Source organism: Pseudomonas sp. ASL4 (assembly GCF_056680395.1).
Map to the genome: position 1 here is coordinate 6,239,117 of NZ_CM155280.1, position 17,324 is coordinate 6,256,440.

The window sequence follows — 17,324 nt, forward strand, 5'->3', positions numbered from 1 at the left end:
AAGCGCTCATGCCCCTTTCGTTCGGTGCCTCGCTCAGGCTCGGCGTGCCTGCCGGCCTGATTTCAAGCATACGCGTTCCCCCTGTAGGAGCAGCCGAAGGCTGCGATCTTTTGATCTTGCTGTTGCCGTTGCTTTGGCTTTTGATCTTGATCTACCCGCCCCTTCGGGAGGCTGAGCGGAGGTGTTCATCCGGGGATTGGCGCGCAGCGCTGTTCGACGCAGTCGAACACATTGCATGTAGGTCGTAGCGAAGCAGACCGGAGGGCAATGCCCCCGGATGAATACCGTAACGAAGGAACGCCGAGCCTAAGCGAGGGGCCGGACGCTCGGGGCGAGCCTTTTTTTGCTTACTTTTTTTTGGCGTTTGAAAAAAAAGTGAGTCGCCGTAAGGGCGAAACCCTAAGTAGCCGTTACCGCAGAAATGGATATGTACTCGATCAACAAAATAAAGGTCGGCTATCAGGCCGCCTTCGCGGGCAAGCTTCGCTCCTACAAAAGCCAAAGCCAAAACCAAAACCAAAACCAAAACCAAAACCAAAACCAAAACCAAAACCAAAACCAATAAAAATGCCCCAATCTCTCGACCGGGGCATTTCTGTTTAACGCAGCTTATATAGACAAGCCTGAAACCTTAGTGCGAAACAGCCCCACTCGCCCCCAACCCAGTCTGCGAACGCACAAATTGCGGGAAGAACAACGCCCGCTCTTTATCAGCCGCCGCCGACTTGTCAGTAATCGAGAAGAACCAGATCCCGGCAAACGCAATCGCCATGGAAAACAGCGCCGGGTACTCGTACGGGAAGATCGCCTTCTCGTGATGCAGGATCTGCACCCAAATGGTCGGCCCAAGCACCATCAAGCCCACCGCGCTGATCAACCCCATCCAGCCACCGACCATCGCACCGCGAGTGGTCAGCTTCTTCCAGTACATGGAAAGCAGCAGCACCGGGAAGTTACAGCTCGCCGCAATGGAGAACGCCAGGCCCACCATGAACGCGATGTTCTGGCTTTCGAACAGAATGCCCAGACCAATCGCCAGCACGCCCAGAGCGATGGTGGTGATTTTCGAGACGCGGATCTCATCCTTGTCGTTGGCCTTGCCCTTCTTGATCACGCTGGCGTAAAGGTCGTGAGATACCGCCGTCGCACCGGCCAGGGTCAAACCGGCCACAACGGCCAGAATGGTCGCGAACGCTACCGCCGAGATGAAGCCCAGGAAAATACTGCCGCCCACCGCGTCAGCCAGATGCACCGCCGCCATGTTGTTACCGCCCAACAGCGCGCCAGCCGCATCTTTGAAGGCCGGGTTGGTGCTGACCAGAAGGATTGCGCCGAAACCGATGATGAAGGTCAGGATGTAGAAGTAGCCGATGAAGCCAGTGGCGTACAGCACGCTCTTACGCGCTTCTTTCGCATCACTCACGGTGAAGAAGCGCATCAGGATATGCGGCAGGCCAGCCGTACCAAACATCAGTGCCAGGCCCAGGGAGAACGCCGAGACTGGATCTTTCACCAGACCGCCCGGGCTCATGATCGCTTCACCTTTAGGGTGAACCTTGATCGCCTCGGAAAACAGCATGTTGAAGTCAAAGTTGACGTGTTTCATCACCATCAGCGCCATGAACGAGGCACCAGACAGCAGCAACACAGCCTTGATTATCTGCACCCAAGTGGTCGCCAGCATGCCGCCGAACAGCACATACATGCACATCAGGATGCCGACCAGGATCACCGCAACGTAGTAGTCGAGACCGAACAGCAGTTGGATCAGCTTGCCGGCACCGACCATTTGCGCAATCAGGTAGAACGCCACCACCACCAGCGAACCGCAAGCAGACAGCGTGCGGATCTGGGTTTGCCCGAGGCGGTAGGACGCCACGTCGGCAAAGGTGTATTTACCCAGGTTACGCAGACGCTCGGCGATCAGGAACAGAATGATCGGCCAGCCCACCAGGAAGCCGATCGAGTAGATCAGGCCGTCATAGCCGGAGGCGTACACCAAGGCGGAAATACCCAGGAAGGACGCCGCTGACATGTAGTCACCGGCAATCGCCAGACCGTTTTGCAGGCCGGTGATCTTGCCACCCGCCGCATAGTAGTCGGCTGCGGAGTTGTTGCGCTTGGAGGCCCAGTAGGTAATGCACAGGGTCAGGCCGACAAATGCGACAAACATCAGGATCGCGGAAACGTTGAGGGGTTGTTTGTGCACTTCGCCGGTCAGGGCTTCAGCCGCCCAGGCGCCGGGTGCAAAGGCTGCGATGCTCAATAGAGCCATTAGACGCCGGATCATTGCTGAGCCTCCTTGAGAATCAGATTGTTCAGGTCGTCAAATTCGCCATTGGCGCGTCGTACGTAGATTGCAGTCAGGATAAAGGCCGAGAGAATCAGCCCGACACCAATCGGTATCCCCCAGGTAATCGAAGATTCGGGGCTGATTTTCGCCCCCAGAATATGCGGCCCGTAAGCAATCAAAAGGATGAATCCGGAGTAAAGCCCAAGCATGATCGCGGAGAGTATCCAGGCGAACTTTTCTCGCTTACTAACCAGCTCCTTGAAACGCGGGCTGTTTTGAATCGAGAGGTAAATGCTGTCGTTCATTGTTTTTATCCTCGCAGCACAGATTATTGTTAGAACGTATCCACTTTATGCGGCTGCGGAACTGGTTCCAGACGACCTTAGTATTAGAACGACATGACGGTTTTGCCACTTTTCAGAAAATAATAATTAGCCTGCTTTGCACCCCGTAAACACACGGAAACGAAAAAGCCCCTTGGCATAAATGCCAAGGGGCTCTGGAAGGTACTGACTAGACGCTTGCGCTCAAATCACTTGATCCATTCAGCCACGCGATCCGGGTGTTTGGCCACCCAATCCTTGGCTGCAACTTCAGGTTTGGCACCATCCTGAATCGCCAACATGACTTCGCCGATTTCGTCTTTTGAAGCCCACTGGAAGTTTTTCAGGAACTTGGCCACTTCCGGTGCTTTAGTTGCCAGTTCTTTGCTACCGATGCTGTTCACGGTTTCAGCCGCGCCGTACACGCCTTTCGGGTCGTCGAGGAAGCGCAGTTTCCACTTGGCGAACATCCAGTGCGGCACCCAACCGGTGACGGCGATGGATTCGTTTTTCTTCTCGGCACGGGTCAGCTCGGCAATCATGCCGGCGCCGGAACTGGCCTTGAGGGTGTAATTGGTCAGGCCGTAGTCCTTGATCGCCTGATCAGTCTTGAGCATCACGCCTGAACCGGCGTCGATGCCGACGATACGACCTTTGAAGCTGTCATCGGTTTTCAGGTCGTCGATGGACTTGGCCTTGACGTACTCCGGCACGATCAAGCCGATTTTTGCATCCTTGAAGTTCGGGCCGTAATCGACGACCTGATCCTTGTTCTTGGCCCAGTATTCACCGTGGGTCACGGGCAGCCAGGCGGACAGCATGGCATCGAGTTTACCGGTGGCCACACCCTGCCACATGATCCCGGTGGCGACGGCTTGAAGCTTCACGTCATAACCGAGTTTCTGCTTGATCACTTCAGCCGCGACATGGGTGGTCGCGACACTGTCGGACCAACCGTCGACGTAGCCGATGCTCAGGGTTTTGCTCTCGGCATTGGCAAATGTGGAGCCAATCGCAAGTACCAGAGCGGCACTGGCGCCTAAAAGTCGTCGCATCTTCATCGTTACTTCCCCGAAAGTGCTGCGCCCGACGGATGCCGAGCGGCGTCAACGTATTGTTATGGTGCACAGCGCCCCCATCACGCCTCACCGCAAACTCGTTCGATCATCAGCGGAGTACTGATACTTCGATAATCAACCTCGCGACAACAGCGACCTGCTCTGCCAGCGACCTCAAGGCATCGAGAAACGACATCAGAACGCCATTAATCGCGACCGCTGCAAATGCCCCGCCCGATCCGCCCGAACTTTGCATGTCTAAATCATGCAGGCCACCTAGCGCGGGACAAATGCAGGTAACATGCGCGCCTTTGCTCCCAGACGGCCTGATCATGCCCGCGACATCACGCTTTCCTTTCTTTGCTTATCTCTTCGCCTGCCTGCTGGGGCTGTTTGCTCTCGGCGGCTTCTGGTACGGCCTCGGTAAACCGGTGATCCTGCCGGACGTCGCCAGTGCTTCGCACAAGCTGCAATGCGCCTCCTACACCCCATTCGACAAAGACCAGTCGCCATTCGATCAGCCGTTCAAGCTGCGCCCCGAGCGCATGGACGCCGACCTCGCGCTGTTGGCCACCCGCTTCGAATGCATCCGCACCTATTCCATGACCGGCCTCGAGGCCCTGCCTGACCTGGCGCGCAAGCACGGCTTGAAGCTGATGATCGGCGCCTGGGTCAACAGCAACCCGGTGGACACCGCCAAGGAAGTCGACCTGCTGATCGCCTCGGCCAATGCCAACCCGGACGTGGTGACCTCGGTGATCGTCGGCAACGAAGCCTTGCTGCGCAAGGAAGTCACCGGCGCGCAGTTGGCGACACTGATTAATAAAGTCAAAAGCCAGATCAAGCAGCCCGTCACTTACGCCGACGTCTGGGAATTCTGGCTTAAACACCCGGAAGTCGCGCCAGCGGTGGATTTCCTGACCATCCATTTGCTGCCGTACTGGGAAGATGATCCATCGAACATCGACGCCGCGCTGCAGCATGTGGCTGAGGTCCGCCAGGTGTTCGGCAACAAGTTCGCACCCAAGGATGTCCTGATTGGCGAAACCGGCTGGCCGAGCGAAGGCCGCCAGCGTGAAACAGCCCTGCCGAGCCGGGTCAACGAGGCCAAGTTCATTCGTGGGTTTGTCGCCATGGCCGAGCAACAAGGCTGGCACTACAACCTGATCGAAGCCTTTGACCAGCCGTGGAAACGCGCCAGTGAAGGAGCAGTCGGTGGTTATTGGGGCCTATTCGATGCCGATCGCCAGGACAAGGGCGTACTGGCCGGTCCAGTGACGAACGTGCCGTACTGGTCGCAATGGCTGGCGGTGGGCGGTTTGATATTCCTCGGCACGTTGCTGCTGGGCGGTCGGGTTCGCAGCACACGTTCGGCGTTGATTCTGCCGCTGCTAGGCGCACTGGCCGCCTGCTCGATCGGCGCTTGGGGCGACCTGGCGCGTGTGACCACCCGATTCGCCAGTGAATGGCTGTGGGTTGGCCTGCTGACGGCGTTGAATCTGTTGGTGCTGGCCCATGCCGCGCTGACCTTGAGTGCTCGCACCGGATGGCGTGAACGCGCGTTCAACGTGCTGGAACGTCGGGCCGGCTGGCTTCTGGCGGCGGCAGGCTTTGCGGCGGCGGTGATGATGCTGGAACTGGTGTTCGACCCGCGTTATCGCAGCTTCCCGAGTGTCGCGTTCATCCTGCCGGCGCTGGTGTATCTGTGCCGTCCGGTGAATGTGCCGCGTCGGGAGATTGCCTTGCTGACCTTCATCATCGGTGCCGGCATTGCGCCGCAGCTATTCCGTGAAGGGTTGCAGAACCAGCAGGCCTGGGGTTGGGCGCTGGTGAGTGTGTTGATGGTTGCCGCGTTGTGGCGCAGTTTACGGGTTCGCAAAGGCTGATCTTCAGCGCTGCTGCCGGCCTCTTCGCGGGCAAGCCTCGCTCCTACGGGTCGAACACGATGATTGTGATTGATCCGTAGGAGCGAGGCTTGCCCGCGAAGACTGACTATCAGGCGCTACGAGAACCCCGAACCAACCGCAACCCCGCAATCACCACCGCAAACACCGCCAGCGTCGTGTTGTACAACGCCAGTGCCGGGAACCCCAGCACCAGCGCCAACACCGCCAGCCACCAACCTGCCCGGCCCGGTACGACAAAACCGATGACTGCCGCGGCCACTGCGCCCCAACCCAGGACTGCGAAGTGAATCATCAGCCCAAGGTTCGACCGAACCTGGCATTCCCAGCGACTCGCCTCATCCACGCAGAGGCCGACCCACCGCGCATCCTCCATGAAGCCATAACGCGCGCCATAACTGGCGGCCAGCCATAACGGCAGCAAAACAAGCAGCAGAATCACGGGCAGACGGCGGGACATGAAGCACTCCAATAAACGAAAACGGCGGCCAGCTTAATCTCCCGGCAGCCGTGTGCAAGCGTTAACAACAGTTAACTAGGCAGCCAATCACTGCAAAGTGTATCGTCCGGCTACCATTACTCCGAAATCAGGCCTGATTGGTGCCGATCCATGGCACTTTGACGCCGCCCCCGTGGTCATAGCCTGCGAACTTCATTCGGCACCTTTCTCTAAGGGATTTAGTCATGCTCCGTTCCTTGCGCTTCGCCGCCTTGTTTGGCGGCCTTATTTTGAGTGCGTCCGCACTGGCGGTCGACATTGACGCCGCCAGCTATGGCTACCCTTTGACCAACCCGTTCGAAGCGACCATTGCAACAACACCGCCGGAGTTACGCCCGGAGTTGCCCTCCAACGAGGACATCAATCAGCAGGACCGCAGTGTCCGATTGCGCCCGGAGCGTGAATTCAGCCTGCCGGACAATTTCTGGCCGGTGAAAAAACTCACCTACCGCATCGCCACCCAGGATCACGCCGCCCCACTGATTTTCCTGATCGCCGGTACCGGTGCGCGCTATGACAGCAGCCTCAACGAATACCTGAAAAAGCTCTACTACAAGGCCGGCTATCACGTGGTGCAACTGTCGTCGCCGACCAGCTTTGACTTCATGAGCGCCGCTTCTCGCTTCGCCACGCCCGGTATCACCAAGGAAGACGCCGAAGACATGTACCGGGTGATGCAGGCCGTACGGGCGCAAAACCCGAAAACGCCGGTCACCGAGTACTTCCTGACCGGTTACAGCCTGGGCGCTCTGGATGCCGCCTTCGTCGCGCACCTGGACGAAACCCGCCGCAGCTTCAACTTCAAGAAAGTCCTGCTGCTGAACCCACCGGTCAACCTCTACACCTCGATCACCAACCTGGACAAGCTGGTCCAGACCGAGGTCAAGGGCATCAACAACAGCACCACCTTCTATGAACTGGTGCTGAACAAACTGACCCGCTACTTCCAGCAGAAAGGCTACATCGACCTCAACGATGCCCTGCTCTATGACTTCCAGCAGTCCAAGCAGCACCTGACCAACGAACAGATGGCCATGCTGATCGGTACCTCGTTCCGCTTCTCGGCGGCCGACATTGCCTTCACCTCGGACCTGATCAACCGCCGTGGCCTGATCACCCCGCCGAAATACCCGATCACCGAAGGCACCAGCCTCACGCCGTTCCTCAAGCGTGCGCTGCAATGCGACTTCGACTGCTACATCACCGAACAGGTCATTCCGATGTGGCGCGCCCGCACCGACGGCGGCAGCCTGCTGCAACTGATCGACCAGGTCAGCTTGTATGCACTGAAGGACTATCTGCATGACAGCCCGAAAATCTCGGTCATGCACAACGCCGACGACGTGATCCTCGGCCCTGGCGACCTGGGTTTCCTGCGCAAGACATTCGGTGATCGCTTGACCGTTTACCCACTGGGCGGCCACTGCGGCAACCTTAACTATCGCGTCAACAGCGACGCCATGCTGGAGTTCTTCCGTGGCTAAATATCTCCTGCTTTTCGCAGCGTTACTCTGTGCAGGCGTCGCCCAAGCCGACAACAGCAAAGCCAACGCACCGGTCGTTATCGACAACGATGGCTTCAAGGAACCGCTGAGCAAACTCAAGTTCAACCCGGGGCTGGATCAACGCGAATTCGAACGCTCTACGCTCAACGCACTGGCGGTCTATGACCCGCTGGAAGAGTGGAACCGCCGGGTTTACCACTTCAACTACCGCTTCGACCAATGGGTGTTCCTGCCCGTGGTCGACGGTTATCGCTACATCACCCCGAGCTTCCTGCGCACCGGCGTGAGCAACTTCTTCAATAACCTGGGTGACGTGCCGAACCTGTTCAACAGTCTGTTGCAGCTCAAGGGTCATCGCTCGTTGGAGACTACCGGGCGACTGCTGCTCAACACCACGATCGGCGTCGCCGGCCTCTGGGACCCGGCCACCGCCATGGGCTTGCCGCGCCAAAGCGAAGACTTCGGCCAGACGCTGGGCTTCTACGGCGTACCGGGCGGCGCCTACTTCGTCCTGCCGATCCTCGGCCCGTCCAACCTGCGCGACACCGCAGGCCTGGCCGTCGACTACACCGGAGAATCGGCGATCAACTTCCTGAACGTCTCCAAAGTCAGCGAAAACCACCCGGAAATCTGGGTCCTGCGCGGTATCGACAAGCGCTACCAGACCAGCTTCCGCTACGGCCAATTGAACTCGCCGTTCGAGTACGAGAAGGTGCGTTACGTCTACACCGAGTCCCGCAAGTTGCAGATCGCCGAGTAACTCTGGCGGCACAAAATCTGACGGCAACAAAAAAGGCCATTCGATGCGAATCGAATGGCCTTTTTCATTTCCGGCCACACCACAAGCCCAATGTGGGAGCGGGCTTGCTCGCGAAGGCGGCTTCACATTCAACAGAGATGTTGACTGACACACCGCTTTCGCGAGCAAGCCCGCTCCCACATTTGATTGTGGTGGTCTCTCGAAATAATCAGGCTTTAGCCTTTCACGGATTTCCAGATTTTGCTGGCGGCCATAACACCCACCAACACCACCGCCCCTGCCACAATCCCCGCCACCGCATTCAGCAACGCCGGCACAATAAACCCTGCCCCACCCGCACTCGCGCCGACACTTTCAATCCAGTGATGCACCACCGGCACGCCGTGGGTCAGGATCCCGCCGCCGACCAAAAACATCGCAGCGGTACCAATCACCGACAGGCTTTTCATCATGTACGGTGCCGCCCGCAGGATCGCCCCGCCGATGCTTTTGGCCATTTGTCCCGGTTTCTGGGTCAGCCACAGGCCGAGATCGTCGAGTTTGACGATGCCCGCCACCAGCCCATAGACGCCGATGGTCATGATGATGGCGATGCCGGACAGCACGATCACTTGCTGGGTCAACGAGGCGTCGGCCACGGTGCCGAGGGTGATGGCGATGATTTCCGCCGAGAGGATGAAGTCGGTGCGAATCGCGCCTTTGATCTTGTCCTGTTCGTACGCCACCAGATCGGTCGCCGGATCAGCCACGGCTTCGACCAATTGGGCATGCCCGGCGTCATCTTCAGCCTTGCTGTGGAGAAACTTGTGGGCCAGTTTTTCGAACCCTTCGAAGCACAGGTACGCACCGCCGACCATCAACAACGGCGTGACCAGCCACGGTACGAACGCGCTGATGGCCAGCGCCGAGGGCACCAAAATCAGTTTGTTGCGAAACGAGCCCTTGGCCACTGCCCAAACCACCGGGATTTCCCGTTCGGCGCGTACGCCGCTGACCTGCTGGGCATTGAGCGCCAAGTCATCGCCGAGCACGCCGGCGGTTTTCTTCGCGGCCATTTTGGTCATCAACGCTACATCATCGAGTACGGCGGCAATATCGTCGATCAGCACCAGCAAACTGCTTCCTGCCATGGGTCAGGCTTCCCTACATAAAAAAGTGCGCGAAGCATAACGCGCGCGATGCAGGGGAAGCGAGGCGCCTCAGTGATCCGCGGGCACTTGCCAGCCGCCGCCAAGGCTCTGGAACAGCGCAACGCTGCCCTGACTGAGCAACCCTTGGGTGTCGCGCCAGTTCTGTTCGGCTTGCAGCAATACCAACTGCTGGGTCAGCACCGCTTGCTGACTGACAATACCCGCGCGTTGTTGCGCCTCCTGGCTGCCGAACAACTGCTGATTGCGCTGATACATCTGTTCAAAGGCCTGGGCCTGGGTGTGCAGATGATTGATCGCCGACAGATTGTCCTCGACGTTTTGCAGGGCACTGAGCACTGTCCCCCGATAGTTGGCCACATCCTGATCGTAGCTGGCCTGGGCCTGTTGTTTCGCCGCCTCCCGCGCGCCGCCGTCGAAAATGGTTTCGGCCAGCGCCGGGCCGAGGGTCCAGATGCGGTTAGGCACGGAGAACAATCCCCCCAGCGCGGTGCCGCGATAGCCGGCTTCGGCAGTCAGGTCCAGCGTCGGGAAAAACGCCGCTTCGGCGACACCGATTTTCGCGTTCGCCGCCGCCGCCACGCGCTCGGCAGACACCACATCCGGGCGTCGTTGCAACAGGCTTGATGGCAGGGTTCGCGGCGGCATTGGCAGCACAAAATTGTAGCTGTCCACGGCGGGCAGATTGAACTGCGCCGGTGCCACACCCACCAGCACCGCCAGTGCATGTTCGGCCTGTTCGCGCGAGCGTTGTGAGGTTTGCAGGTCGGCGATTACCGTGGCCAACTGGTCCTGAGCAACCAGTAACTGGTCGTTGGTTGCCGTGCCCTGGACCGTTTGCGCTTGAATCATCTCCAGCAACTGCTGATTGATGGTCTGCTGTTTCTGCAACAGGTCGACATCCATGTCCAGTTGCCGCAATCCCAGGTAGTTGGTGGCCACGCTGGCATCGATGGACAGGCGCACCCCGGCCAGCAACGCATCGGACGACTGCAGCGAGGCCTGGCTCGACTCGATGCCTCGTCGCACCAGCCCCCACAAATCCGGTTCCCAACTGGCGCTCAGGGTGGCGCTGACCGATTGCGAAACGCCGGCGCTACCGCCACTGCTGCTGACGCCAGTGGTCGTCGTGCTGGAACTGGAACTGCTGCCGCCCACACCCCGCGTCCCGGAAAGCCCGACCCCCACTGTCGGCCACAACCCGGCGCGACTCGACGCCACTTGCGCCTGCGCCAGGCGATACGCGGCTTCAGCGGCGATGATCGACTGGTTGGCCTTGGCCGAACGGGCGATCAGGTCGTTCAGGACCGGATCCTGATAGGCCAGCCACCACTGGCTGTCCAGCGCACCCTGCGGATTGGCCGCCGCCCGCTGCCATTGGCTGCCTTCCTTGAAGGTCATCGGCAGCTCGATGGTTGGCTTGTGGTAATCGGGGCCGACCATGCAACCGCTCAGCGCCAGACTGAAAACACCCGCCAGAATGAACACCACAATCCCCTGCGGGAGCGAGCTTGCTCGCGATGTCGGCTGAACATTCAACATAGATGTCGACTGATTTGGCGCCTTCGCGAGCAAGCTCGCTCCCACAGGGTTTTCGACAGTTTCTACGAGGGATGCATGAAGCTTCATTTATTGCTCCTTGCGGCGCAGGCGCTGGGACGCCCGGTCGAGCCAGAGGTAAATCACCGGAGTGGTGTAGAGCGTCAGCAACTGGCTGAACACCAATCCGCCAATAATCGAAATCCCCAAGGGCCGGCGCAATTCGGAGCCATAGCCGATGCCCAGCACCAGCGGCAATGCGCCGAGAATCGCCGCCAGGGTGGTCATCATGATCGGCCGAAAACGGATCAGGCACGCACGGCGAATCGCTTCCTTGGCGCTCAGGCCGGACTCCCGGCGCTCGGTGATGGCGAAGTCGATCATCATGATCGCGTTTTTCTTGACGATACCAATCAGCAAAATCACCCCCACCAGCGCAATGATCGACAGTTCGGTACCGGTCAGCAGTAATGCAATCAGCGCACCGACCCCGGCGGACGGCAGGGTCGAGAGGATCGTCAACGGGTGCACCAGGCTCTCGTAAAGCATGCCCAGCACGACATACACCGACAGCAGCGCCGCGACGATCAGCAACGGTTCATTGGCCACCGACGACTGGAACACCTGCGCCGTGCCGGCGAACTGGCCAACGATGCTTGCTGGCATTCGCAACTGCGCCACGGCGTTCTCCACCAGCGCCGTCGCCTGACCGATGGACACGCCGGAGACGAGGTTGAACGAGGCCGTGACCGCCGGAAAGGTGCCCTGATGGCTGATGGAAATCGCCGTGCGGCCCACCGAATAGTCGGCAATCGCCGACAGCGGGACCAACTGTTGCTTGGCGGTGGCACTGAGGTTAGGCGCCGCCGCACTGCCTTTGGTAGTGGCGGCGGCCTTGCCGACGGGCACATAAATCCCCTTGAGCGCCGCCGGGTCGGACCAGTACGGCGGCGCCACTTCCATCACCACGTGATACTGGTTGGCTGAGCGGTAGATGGTCGAGACCTGACGTTGGCCGAAAGCGTCGTACAACGTCTGATCGATGGCCGACATGCTCACCCCCAAACGCGCCGCCGCGTCGCGATTGACGATCACGCTGGCCATTAGACTGTTGTCCTGCTGATCGGTGTTGATGTCAGTCAGTTGGGGCAAGGTGTGCAGCACCGCCACCACCTTGGGCACCCATTCGTCGAGGGTGCTCTGATCATCAGCGGTCATGGTGTATTGATACTGCGCCCCGCTCTGCCGGCCGCCTACGGTGATGTCCTGGGCCGACTGTAAATACAGGCGGGTGCCGGGCATGTCGCCGAGGGTTTTGCGCACCTGGGCCATGACCTGATCGGCGCTGTCCTTGCGGTCGGACAGGGATTTGAGGGTGATGAACAACTGCGCACTGTTGACCGCCCCGCCAATCCCCCCGCCACCGCCGACAAACCCGCCGACCGTCTCGACATTCGGGTTGCTCAGGACCTTGCGGTTGATGTCGCTGAAGTTCGACTGAATCGCACCGAACGAAATACTCTGGGAAGCAATGATGCTGCCGGACATGCGCCCGGTGTCTTCCTGTGGGAAGAAACCCTTGGGTACCAGCACATACAGCACACACGCCAGCACGATCACCAGCAAAGTGGTCAGGCCCATCAGAAACGAATGCTCGATCACCCAGCCGAGGGTGCGGTCATAGAAGCGATGGAAGCGCGAATCCGGGTGATCACTGTCGCTGGCGGCCTGCTCTTTAGTACGCAGCAGTACACTGGACAGCATCGGCGTCACCGTCAGCGAAACCACCATCGAAATAACGATGGCCACCGACAGCGAAATCGAGAACTCGCGAAACAACCGCCCGACAATCCCGCCCATCAGCAGCAACGGAATGAACACCGCCACCAGCGAGACGCTGATGGTCATCACGGTGAACCCGACTTCCCGCGCGCCGGCCAGTGCCGCCTGCATCCGGCTTTCGCCCTTCTCCAGGTGACGCATGATGTTCTCGACGACCACGATGGCATCGTCCACCACAAAGCCTGTGGAAATGGTCAGCGCCATCAGCGACAAGTTGTTCAGGCTGTAGCCCAGAAAATACATCGCGCCAAACGTGCCAAGCAGCGACAGCGGCACCACGATGGCCGGCACCAGCGTGCTGCGCCAGTCGCGGAAAAACGCGAAAGTCACCAACGTGACCAAGGCAATCGAGATCATCAGCGTCAACTCGACATCCCGTAGCGACGCCCGGATGGTGGTGGTGCGGTCCATCAGGGTGTTGATCTTGATCGACGACGGAATCGAACTCTGGAGAAACGGCAGCTCAGCCTTCACCGCATCCACGGTGTCGATGACGTTGGCCCCCGGTTGCTTGAACACGACCAGCAGCACCGCCGGTTTGCCGTTGGACAGACCGAAGTTGCGCAGGTCCTCGACATCCTCGGTGACATCGCCCAAGTCCGAGATACGCACCAGATCGCCGTTGCTTTGCTTGACCACCAACGGCCCGTAGTCCGCGCCTTGGTAAAGCATGTCGTTGGCTTTCAGGCCGTAAGACTGATCGCCCACCGACACCGTGCCCTTGGGCAGGTTGACGTTGGCCGCCTGAATCACCTGACGCACCTGCTCCAGGCTGACGCCGTAGCGATTGAGCCGGTCCGGATTGAGATCAATCCGCACCGCCGGCAAAGACGCGCCCCCCACCGTCACATCGCCGACCCCGGTAGTCTGCAGCAAACGCTGCTCCAGCAAGGTCGAGGCCACGTCATACATTTGCCCGCGGGTGGCGCTGTCGGAGGTCAGGCTGAGGATCAGGATCGGCGAGTCGGCCGGGTTGACCTTGCGGTAGGTCGGGTTGCCGGACAAGTCGCTGGGCAAGCTGCTGCGCGCCGCGTTGATCGCCGCTTGAACATCCCGGGCGGCGCCGTCGATGTCACGATTAAGGTCAAATTGCAGGGTGATGCGCGTCGCCCCCAGCGAACTGGACGACGTCATCTCGGTGACCCCGGCGATTTGCCCGAACTGGCGTTCCAGTGGCGTGGCTACCGACGACGCCACGGTACTCGGGTCTGCTCCCGGCAATGATGCGCGCACACTGATGGTCGGAAAATCCACCTGCGGCAGCGGCGCCACCGGCAACAGATTGAACGCCAGCACACCAAACAGCGCCAACCCGACTGCCAGCAATGTGGTGGCAATGGGACGCTGGATAAAGGGCGCGCTAAGGTTCATCGCGATAGGCCTCGACCACCGGCTGGCGCCGACTGAAACGCCGCTCCAGACTGTGCATGGCGAGGAAAATCACCGGCGTGGAAAACAGCGTCAGCAATTGACTCAACAGCAGCCCGCCAATGATCGCGATCCCCAGTGGATGGCGCAGTTCAGAGCCGATCCCGGTGCCCAGCGCCAAAGGCACCGCACCAAACAGCGAGGCCATGCTGGTCATCAGGATCGGTCGAAACCGTAACTCGGCGGCCTGACGAATCGCCGCCACCGGGTCCAGCCCGCCCTCGCGCTCCAGTTCCAGGGCGAAGTCGACCATCATGATGCCGTTCTTCATCACGATCCCGATCAGCAACACAATGCCGATCAGGCCAATGATGTCGAACTGCGTGCCGGTGATCAGCAACGCCAGCAACGCCCCCAGTGCAGCGGACAGCAAGGTCGAGAGAATCGTTATCGGGTGCACGAAACTCTCGTAGAGAATCCCCAGCATCAGGTACACCACGACGACAGCGGCCAGCACCAGAAACACCTGGTTGGACAGCGACGCCTCAAAGGTTGCCGCCGCCCCTTCCAGGTTTGCCTGCACCGACAGCGGCAGCCCGGCCTGGGCTTCGATGTCCTTGAGCCGGGTGACGGCAGCGCCGAGGGTCTGGCCGGGGGCCAGGTTGAACGAGACATCGGCATAGGGGAATTGCCCCAGACGATTGATGGTGACCGGCGTGCGGATCACTTGCATGGTCGCCATGCTCGACAGTGGCGCCACGCCGCCGGACGGGATGTCCACGTACAGTCCGGTCAGCAAGTCCGCCAGATTGCGTGGCGGATGATCGGTGGCAATCACCACGTGATACTGGTTGAGCTGGGTGTAGATGGTCGAGACCTGACGCTGGCCGAAGGCGTCGTACAGCACGTCGTCGATGGCCTGCGGCGTGACGCCCAAGCGCGACGCGGTGGCGCGGTCGAAGTTGAGCTGGAGCTGATTGCCGAACTGCATCGCCTGGCTTTGCACATCGGTGAACATCGGGTCCTGCTTGATCGCCGCCAGCAGTTTGGTGGTCCACTGCTCCAGCTCGTCAGGATCGGTGGCCTGCAAGCCCAGGCGATAACTGGTGGTCGATACCGTGGCATCGAGGGTCAGGTCCTGCACGCTATGCAGGTACAAGCGAATCCCGGCGTCGTCGGCATTGGCGTCGGAGAGCCGGCGAATCACCGCTGCACTGTTGTCACGATCGCCGTGGGGCTTGAGGTTGATCAGCAGGTTGCCCTGGTTGATCGTCGGGTTGGTTTGATCGATGCCGACGAAGGATGACAGGCTCGCCACCGCCGGGTCCTTCAAAATCCGCGCCGCCAACCGTTGTTGTTCAACCTGCATCTGCTGGAAGGAGATGGTCGGTGACGCCTGGGAAATACCCTGGATCAGCCCGGTGTCCTGCTCGGGAAAGAAGCCCTTTGGCATGATCACAATGATCAGCAGGGTCAGCACCGCAGTGATCACCACGGAGATCAACGTCAGGCCCCGATGCACCAGCACCCAGTCCAGGCCTTTGACGTAATAGCCGTTGATGCGGTCGAAGAAATCGACCCGGCGCTCTTCCTTTTTATGCTTGAGCATCCGCGAACACATCATCGGCGTCAGCGTCAGGGAAATCAGCGCCGAGATGACGATGGTCACCGCCACCGTCATGGCGAATTCGCGAAACAGCCGTCCCACCACATCCCCCATGAATAGCAGCGGAATCATCACCGCTATCAACGCTATCGACAGCGAAATAATGGTGAAACCGATCTGCTCCGAGCCCTTGAGCGCGGCTTCCATCGGCGAGTCGCCGGCCTCGATGTAGCGAGTGATGTTTTCGATCATGACGATGGCGTCATCGACCACAAAACCGATGGCAATGGTCAGCGCCATCAGCGTCAGGTTGTTCAGCGAAAATCCAAACCCATAGGCCACCGCCAAAGTGCCGATCAGCGTCAGCGGCACGGTCACGGCTGGAATGATCGTCGCGGGTAAATTGCGCAGGAACAGGAAAATCACGATTACCACCAGCAGCACCGCTACGCCCAGTTCGTACTGCACGTCGGTGACCGAAGCGCGGATGGTTTGCGTGCGGTCAGTGAGTACGGCGACCTTGAGGGTGGCCGGCAAACTGGCGCGCAGTTTGGGCAACAGTTGCTGCACCCGGTCGACGACGTCGATCACGTTGGCACCGGGCTGGCGCTGAATATTAAGGACAATCGATGGCGTGCTGTCGGTCCAGGCCGCCTGACGCGGGTTTTCCGGACCCTGGGTCGAGCTGGCGATCTGCGACAAACGAATGGGCGCGCCGTTTTTGTAGGCGATCACCAGATCACGGTATTCCTCGGCCGACTGCAACTGGTCGTTGCTGCCGATGGAATAGGCCTGGAACTTGCCGTCAATATTGCCCTTGGCCTGGTTGACGTTGGCGGTGCCCAGCGAGGTGCGCAGGTCGTCGATGGACAACCCCAGATTGTTCAGCGCCGAGGTGTTGGCCTCGACCCGCACCGCCGGGCGCTGGCCGCCGCTGATGGTGACCAGGCCAACCCCGGTGATCTGCGAAATCTTCTGCGCCAGACGGGTGTCGGCCAGGTCCTCGACCTTGGTCAGCGGCAGCACGTCGGACGTCAGCGATAGCGTCAGCACCGGGGCATCGGCCGGGTTGACCTTGCTGTAGACCGGCGGATACGGCAGGTTGGCCGGCAGGAAAGTCCCGGCAGCGTTGATCGCGGCTTGCACTTCCTGTTCGGCGACATCCAGCGACAGCGACAAATCGAATTGCAGGGTCACCACCGACGCGCCGTCGGAACTGGTGGAGTTCATCGACTTGAGGCCCGGCATCTCGCCGAGCTGACGTTCCAGCGGCGCGGTGATCGACGAACTGATCACCTCCGGACTGGCGCCGGGGTACTGGGTGAAAACCTGAATCGTCGGATAATCCACTTCCGGCAGCGCCGACACCGACAGCAAGTGATAACCGAGCATGCCCAGCAACAGCACGGCCACCATCAGTAATGTGGTGGCCACCGGGCGTTCGATAAAGGGCCGCGAGACGTTCATGACTGGCCATCC

12 protein-coding genes are annotated in these 17,324 nt (G+C 59.9%); 4 read left to right on the top strand and 8 right to left on the bottom strand.

All coding sequences use genetic code 11. The features are described from left to right. Positions 1 to 267 precede the first annotated feature (267 nt). Positions 268 to 603 carry a hypothetical protein gene (locus AC1MEW_RS28535; protein WP_480424445.1) on the top strand — a complete coding sequence of 112 codons (336 nt, stop codon included), beginning with the start codon at positions 268 to 270 and terminating at the stop codon, positions 601 to 603. Between the two features lie 28 nt (positions 604 to 631). On the opposite strand, the gene AC1MEW_RS28540 is transcribed toward AC1MEW_RS28535, so the two are convergent. From AC1MEW_RS28540 to AC1MEW_RS28550, 3 genes are all read right to left on the bottom strand, one after another. Continuing rightward, positions 632 to 2,290: a cation acetate symporter gene (locus AC1MEW_RS28540; protein WP_201194925.1), complete on the bottom strand. Its 1,659-nt coding sequence runs from the start codon at positions 2,288 to 2,290 to the stop codon at positions 632 to 634. Next, positions 2,287 to 2,598, bottom strand: coding sequence for a DUF485 domain-containing protein (locus AC1MEW_RS28545; protein WP_059407499.1), 312 nt, complete (start codon positions 2,596 to 2,598; stop codon positions 2,287 to 2,289). The genes AC1MEW_RS28540 and AC1MEW_RS28545 overlap by 4 nt, the downstream gene beginning before the upstream one ends. 227 nt (positions 2,599 to 2,825) lie before the next feature. Further along, positions 2,826 to 3,677 (bottom strand): glycine betaine ABC transporter substrate-binding protein, encoded by an 852-nt coding sequence (locus tag AC1MEW_RS28550; RefSeq protein WP_201194927.1) that lies wholly within the window; start codon positions 3,675 to 3,677, stop codon positions 2,826 to 2,828. A 287-nt stretch (positions 3,678 to 3,964) separates the two neighbouring features. Here AC1MEW_RS28550 and AC1MEW_RS28555 point away from each other — a divergent pair, with 287 nt between their 5' ends. Continuing rightward, positions 3,965 to 5,560, top strand: a complete 1,596-nt coding sequence (locus tag AC1MEW_RS28555) for a glycoside hydrolase family 17 protein (protein WP_480424447.1) — start codon at positions 3,965 to 3,967, stop codon at positions 5,558 to 5,560. A 109-nt stretch (positions 5,561 to 5,669) separates the two neighbouring features. Here the strand turns inward: AC1MEW_RS28555 and AC1MEW_RS28560 are convergent, their stop codons facing one another. Beyond that, positions 5,670 to 6,038 carry a hypothetical protein gene (locus tag AC1MEW_RS28560; RefSeq protein ID WP_322267799.1) on the bottom strand — a complete coding sequence of 123 codons (369 nt, stop codon included), beginning with the start codon at positions 6,036 to 6,038 and terminating at the stop codon, positions 5,670 to 5,672. A 224-nt stretch (positions 6,039 to 6,262) separates the two neighbouring features. Here AC1MEW_RS28560 and AC1MEW_RS28565 point away from each other — a divergent pair, with 224 nt between their 5' ends. After that, a complete protein-coding gene (locus tag AC1MEW_RS28565; RefSeq protein WP_201201870.1) occupies positions 6,263 to 7,561 on the top strand; it encodes a serine/threonine protein kinase in 1,299 nt (432 codons plus the stop codon). Next, entirely contained in the window at positions 7,554 to 8,342 is a 789-nt protein-coding gene (locus AC1MEW_RS28570; protein WP_201201869.1) for an MlaA family lipoprotein, read from the top strand. Before AC1MEW_RS28565 ends, AC1MEW_RS28570 begins: the two co-directional genes overlap by 8 nt. Before the next feature lie 215 nt (positions 8,343 to 8,557). Here the strand turns inward: AC1MEW_RS28570 and AC1MEW_RS28575 are convergent, their stop codons facing one another. The 4 genes from AC1MEW_RS28575 to AC1MEW_RS28590 form a co-directional block, all read right to left on the bottom strand. After that, entirely contained in the window at positions 8,558 to 9,472 is a 915-nt protein-coding gene (locus tag AC1MEW_RS28575) for a DUF808 domain-containing protein (RefSeq protein WP_480424449.1), read from the bottom strand. A gap of 69 nt (positions 9,473 to 9,541) precedes the next feature. Then, on the bottom strand, positions 9,542 to 10,933 hold the full coding sequence (locus AC1MEW_RS28580) for an efflux transporter outer membrane subunit (RefSeq protein WP_480427364.1): 1,392 nt from the start codon (positions 10,931 to 10,933) through the stop codon (positions 9,542 to 9,544). Between the two features lie 186 nt (positions 10,934 to 11,119). Beyond that, positions 11,120 to 14,242, bottom strand: coding sequence for an efflux RND transporter permease subunit (locus tag AC1MEW_RS28585; RefSeq protein WP_201256252.1), 3,123 nt, complete (start codon positions 14,240 to 14,242; stop codon positions 11,120 to 11,122). Continuing rightward, complete coding sequence (locus AC1MEW_RS28590; protein ID WP_201256251.1) at positions 14,232 to 17,312, bottom strand: efflux RND transporter permease subunit; 3,081 nt, start codon at positions 17,310 to 17,312, stop codon at positions 14,232 to 14,234. Before AC1MEW_RS28590 ends, AC1MEW_RS28585 begins: the two co-directional genes overlap by 11 nt. Between the last annotated feature and the right edge of the window lie 12 nt (positions 17,313 to 17,324).

Bases quoted from the DNA above. Each gene is read 5' to 3' on its own strand.
- AC1MEW_RS28585 (WP_201256252.1), bottom strand. From the start codon at position 14,242: ATGAACCTTAGCGCGCCCTTTATCCAGCGTCCCATTGCCACCACATTG.
- AC1MEW_RS28560 (WP_322267799.1), bottom strand. From the start codon at position 6,038: ATGTCCCGCCGTCTGCCCGTGATTCTGCTGCTTGTTTTGCTGCCGTTA.
- AC1MEW_RS28545 (WP_059407499.1), bottom strand. From the start codon at position 2,598: ATGAACGACAGCATTTACCTCTCGATTCAAAACAGCCCGCGTTTCAAG.
- AC1MEW_RS28575 (WP_480424449.1), bottom strand. From the start codon at position 9,472: ATGGCAGGAAGCAGTTTGCTGGTGCTGATCGACGATATTGCCGCCGTA.
- AC1MEW_RS28550 (WP_201194927.1), bottom strand. From the start codon at position 3,677: ATGAAGATGCGACGACTTTTAGGCGCCAGTGCCGCTCTGGTACTTGCG.
- AC1MEW_RS28555 (WP_480424447.1), top strand. From the start codon at position 3,965: ATGCAGGTAACATGCGCGCCTTTGCTCCCAGACGGCCTGATCATGCCC.
- AC1MEW_RS28565 (WP_201201870.1), top strand. From the start codon at position 6,263: ATGCTCCGTTCCTTGCGCTTCGCCGCCTTGTTTGGCGGCCTTATTTTG.
- AC1MEW_RS28590 (WP_201256251.1), bottom strand. From the start codon at position 17,312: ATGAACGTCTCGCGGCCCTTTATCGAACGCCCGGTGGCCACCACATTA.
- AC1MEW_RS28535 (WP_480424445.1), top strand. From the start codon at position 268: ATGCCCCCGGATGAATACCGTAACGAAGGAACGCCGAGCCTAAGCGAG.
- AC1MEW_RS28580 (WP_480427364.1), bottom strand. From the start codon at position 10,933: ATGGTCGGCCCCGATTACCACAAGCCAACCATCGAGCTGCCGATGACC.
- AC1MEW_RS28540 (WP_201194925.1), bottom strand. From the start codon at position 2,290: ATGATCCGGCGTCTAATGGCTCTATTGAGCATCGCAGCCTTTGCACCC.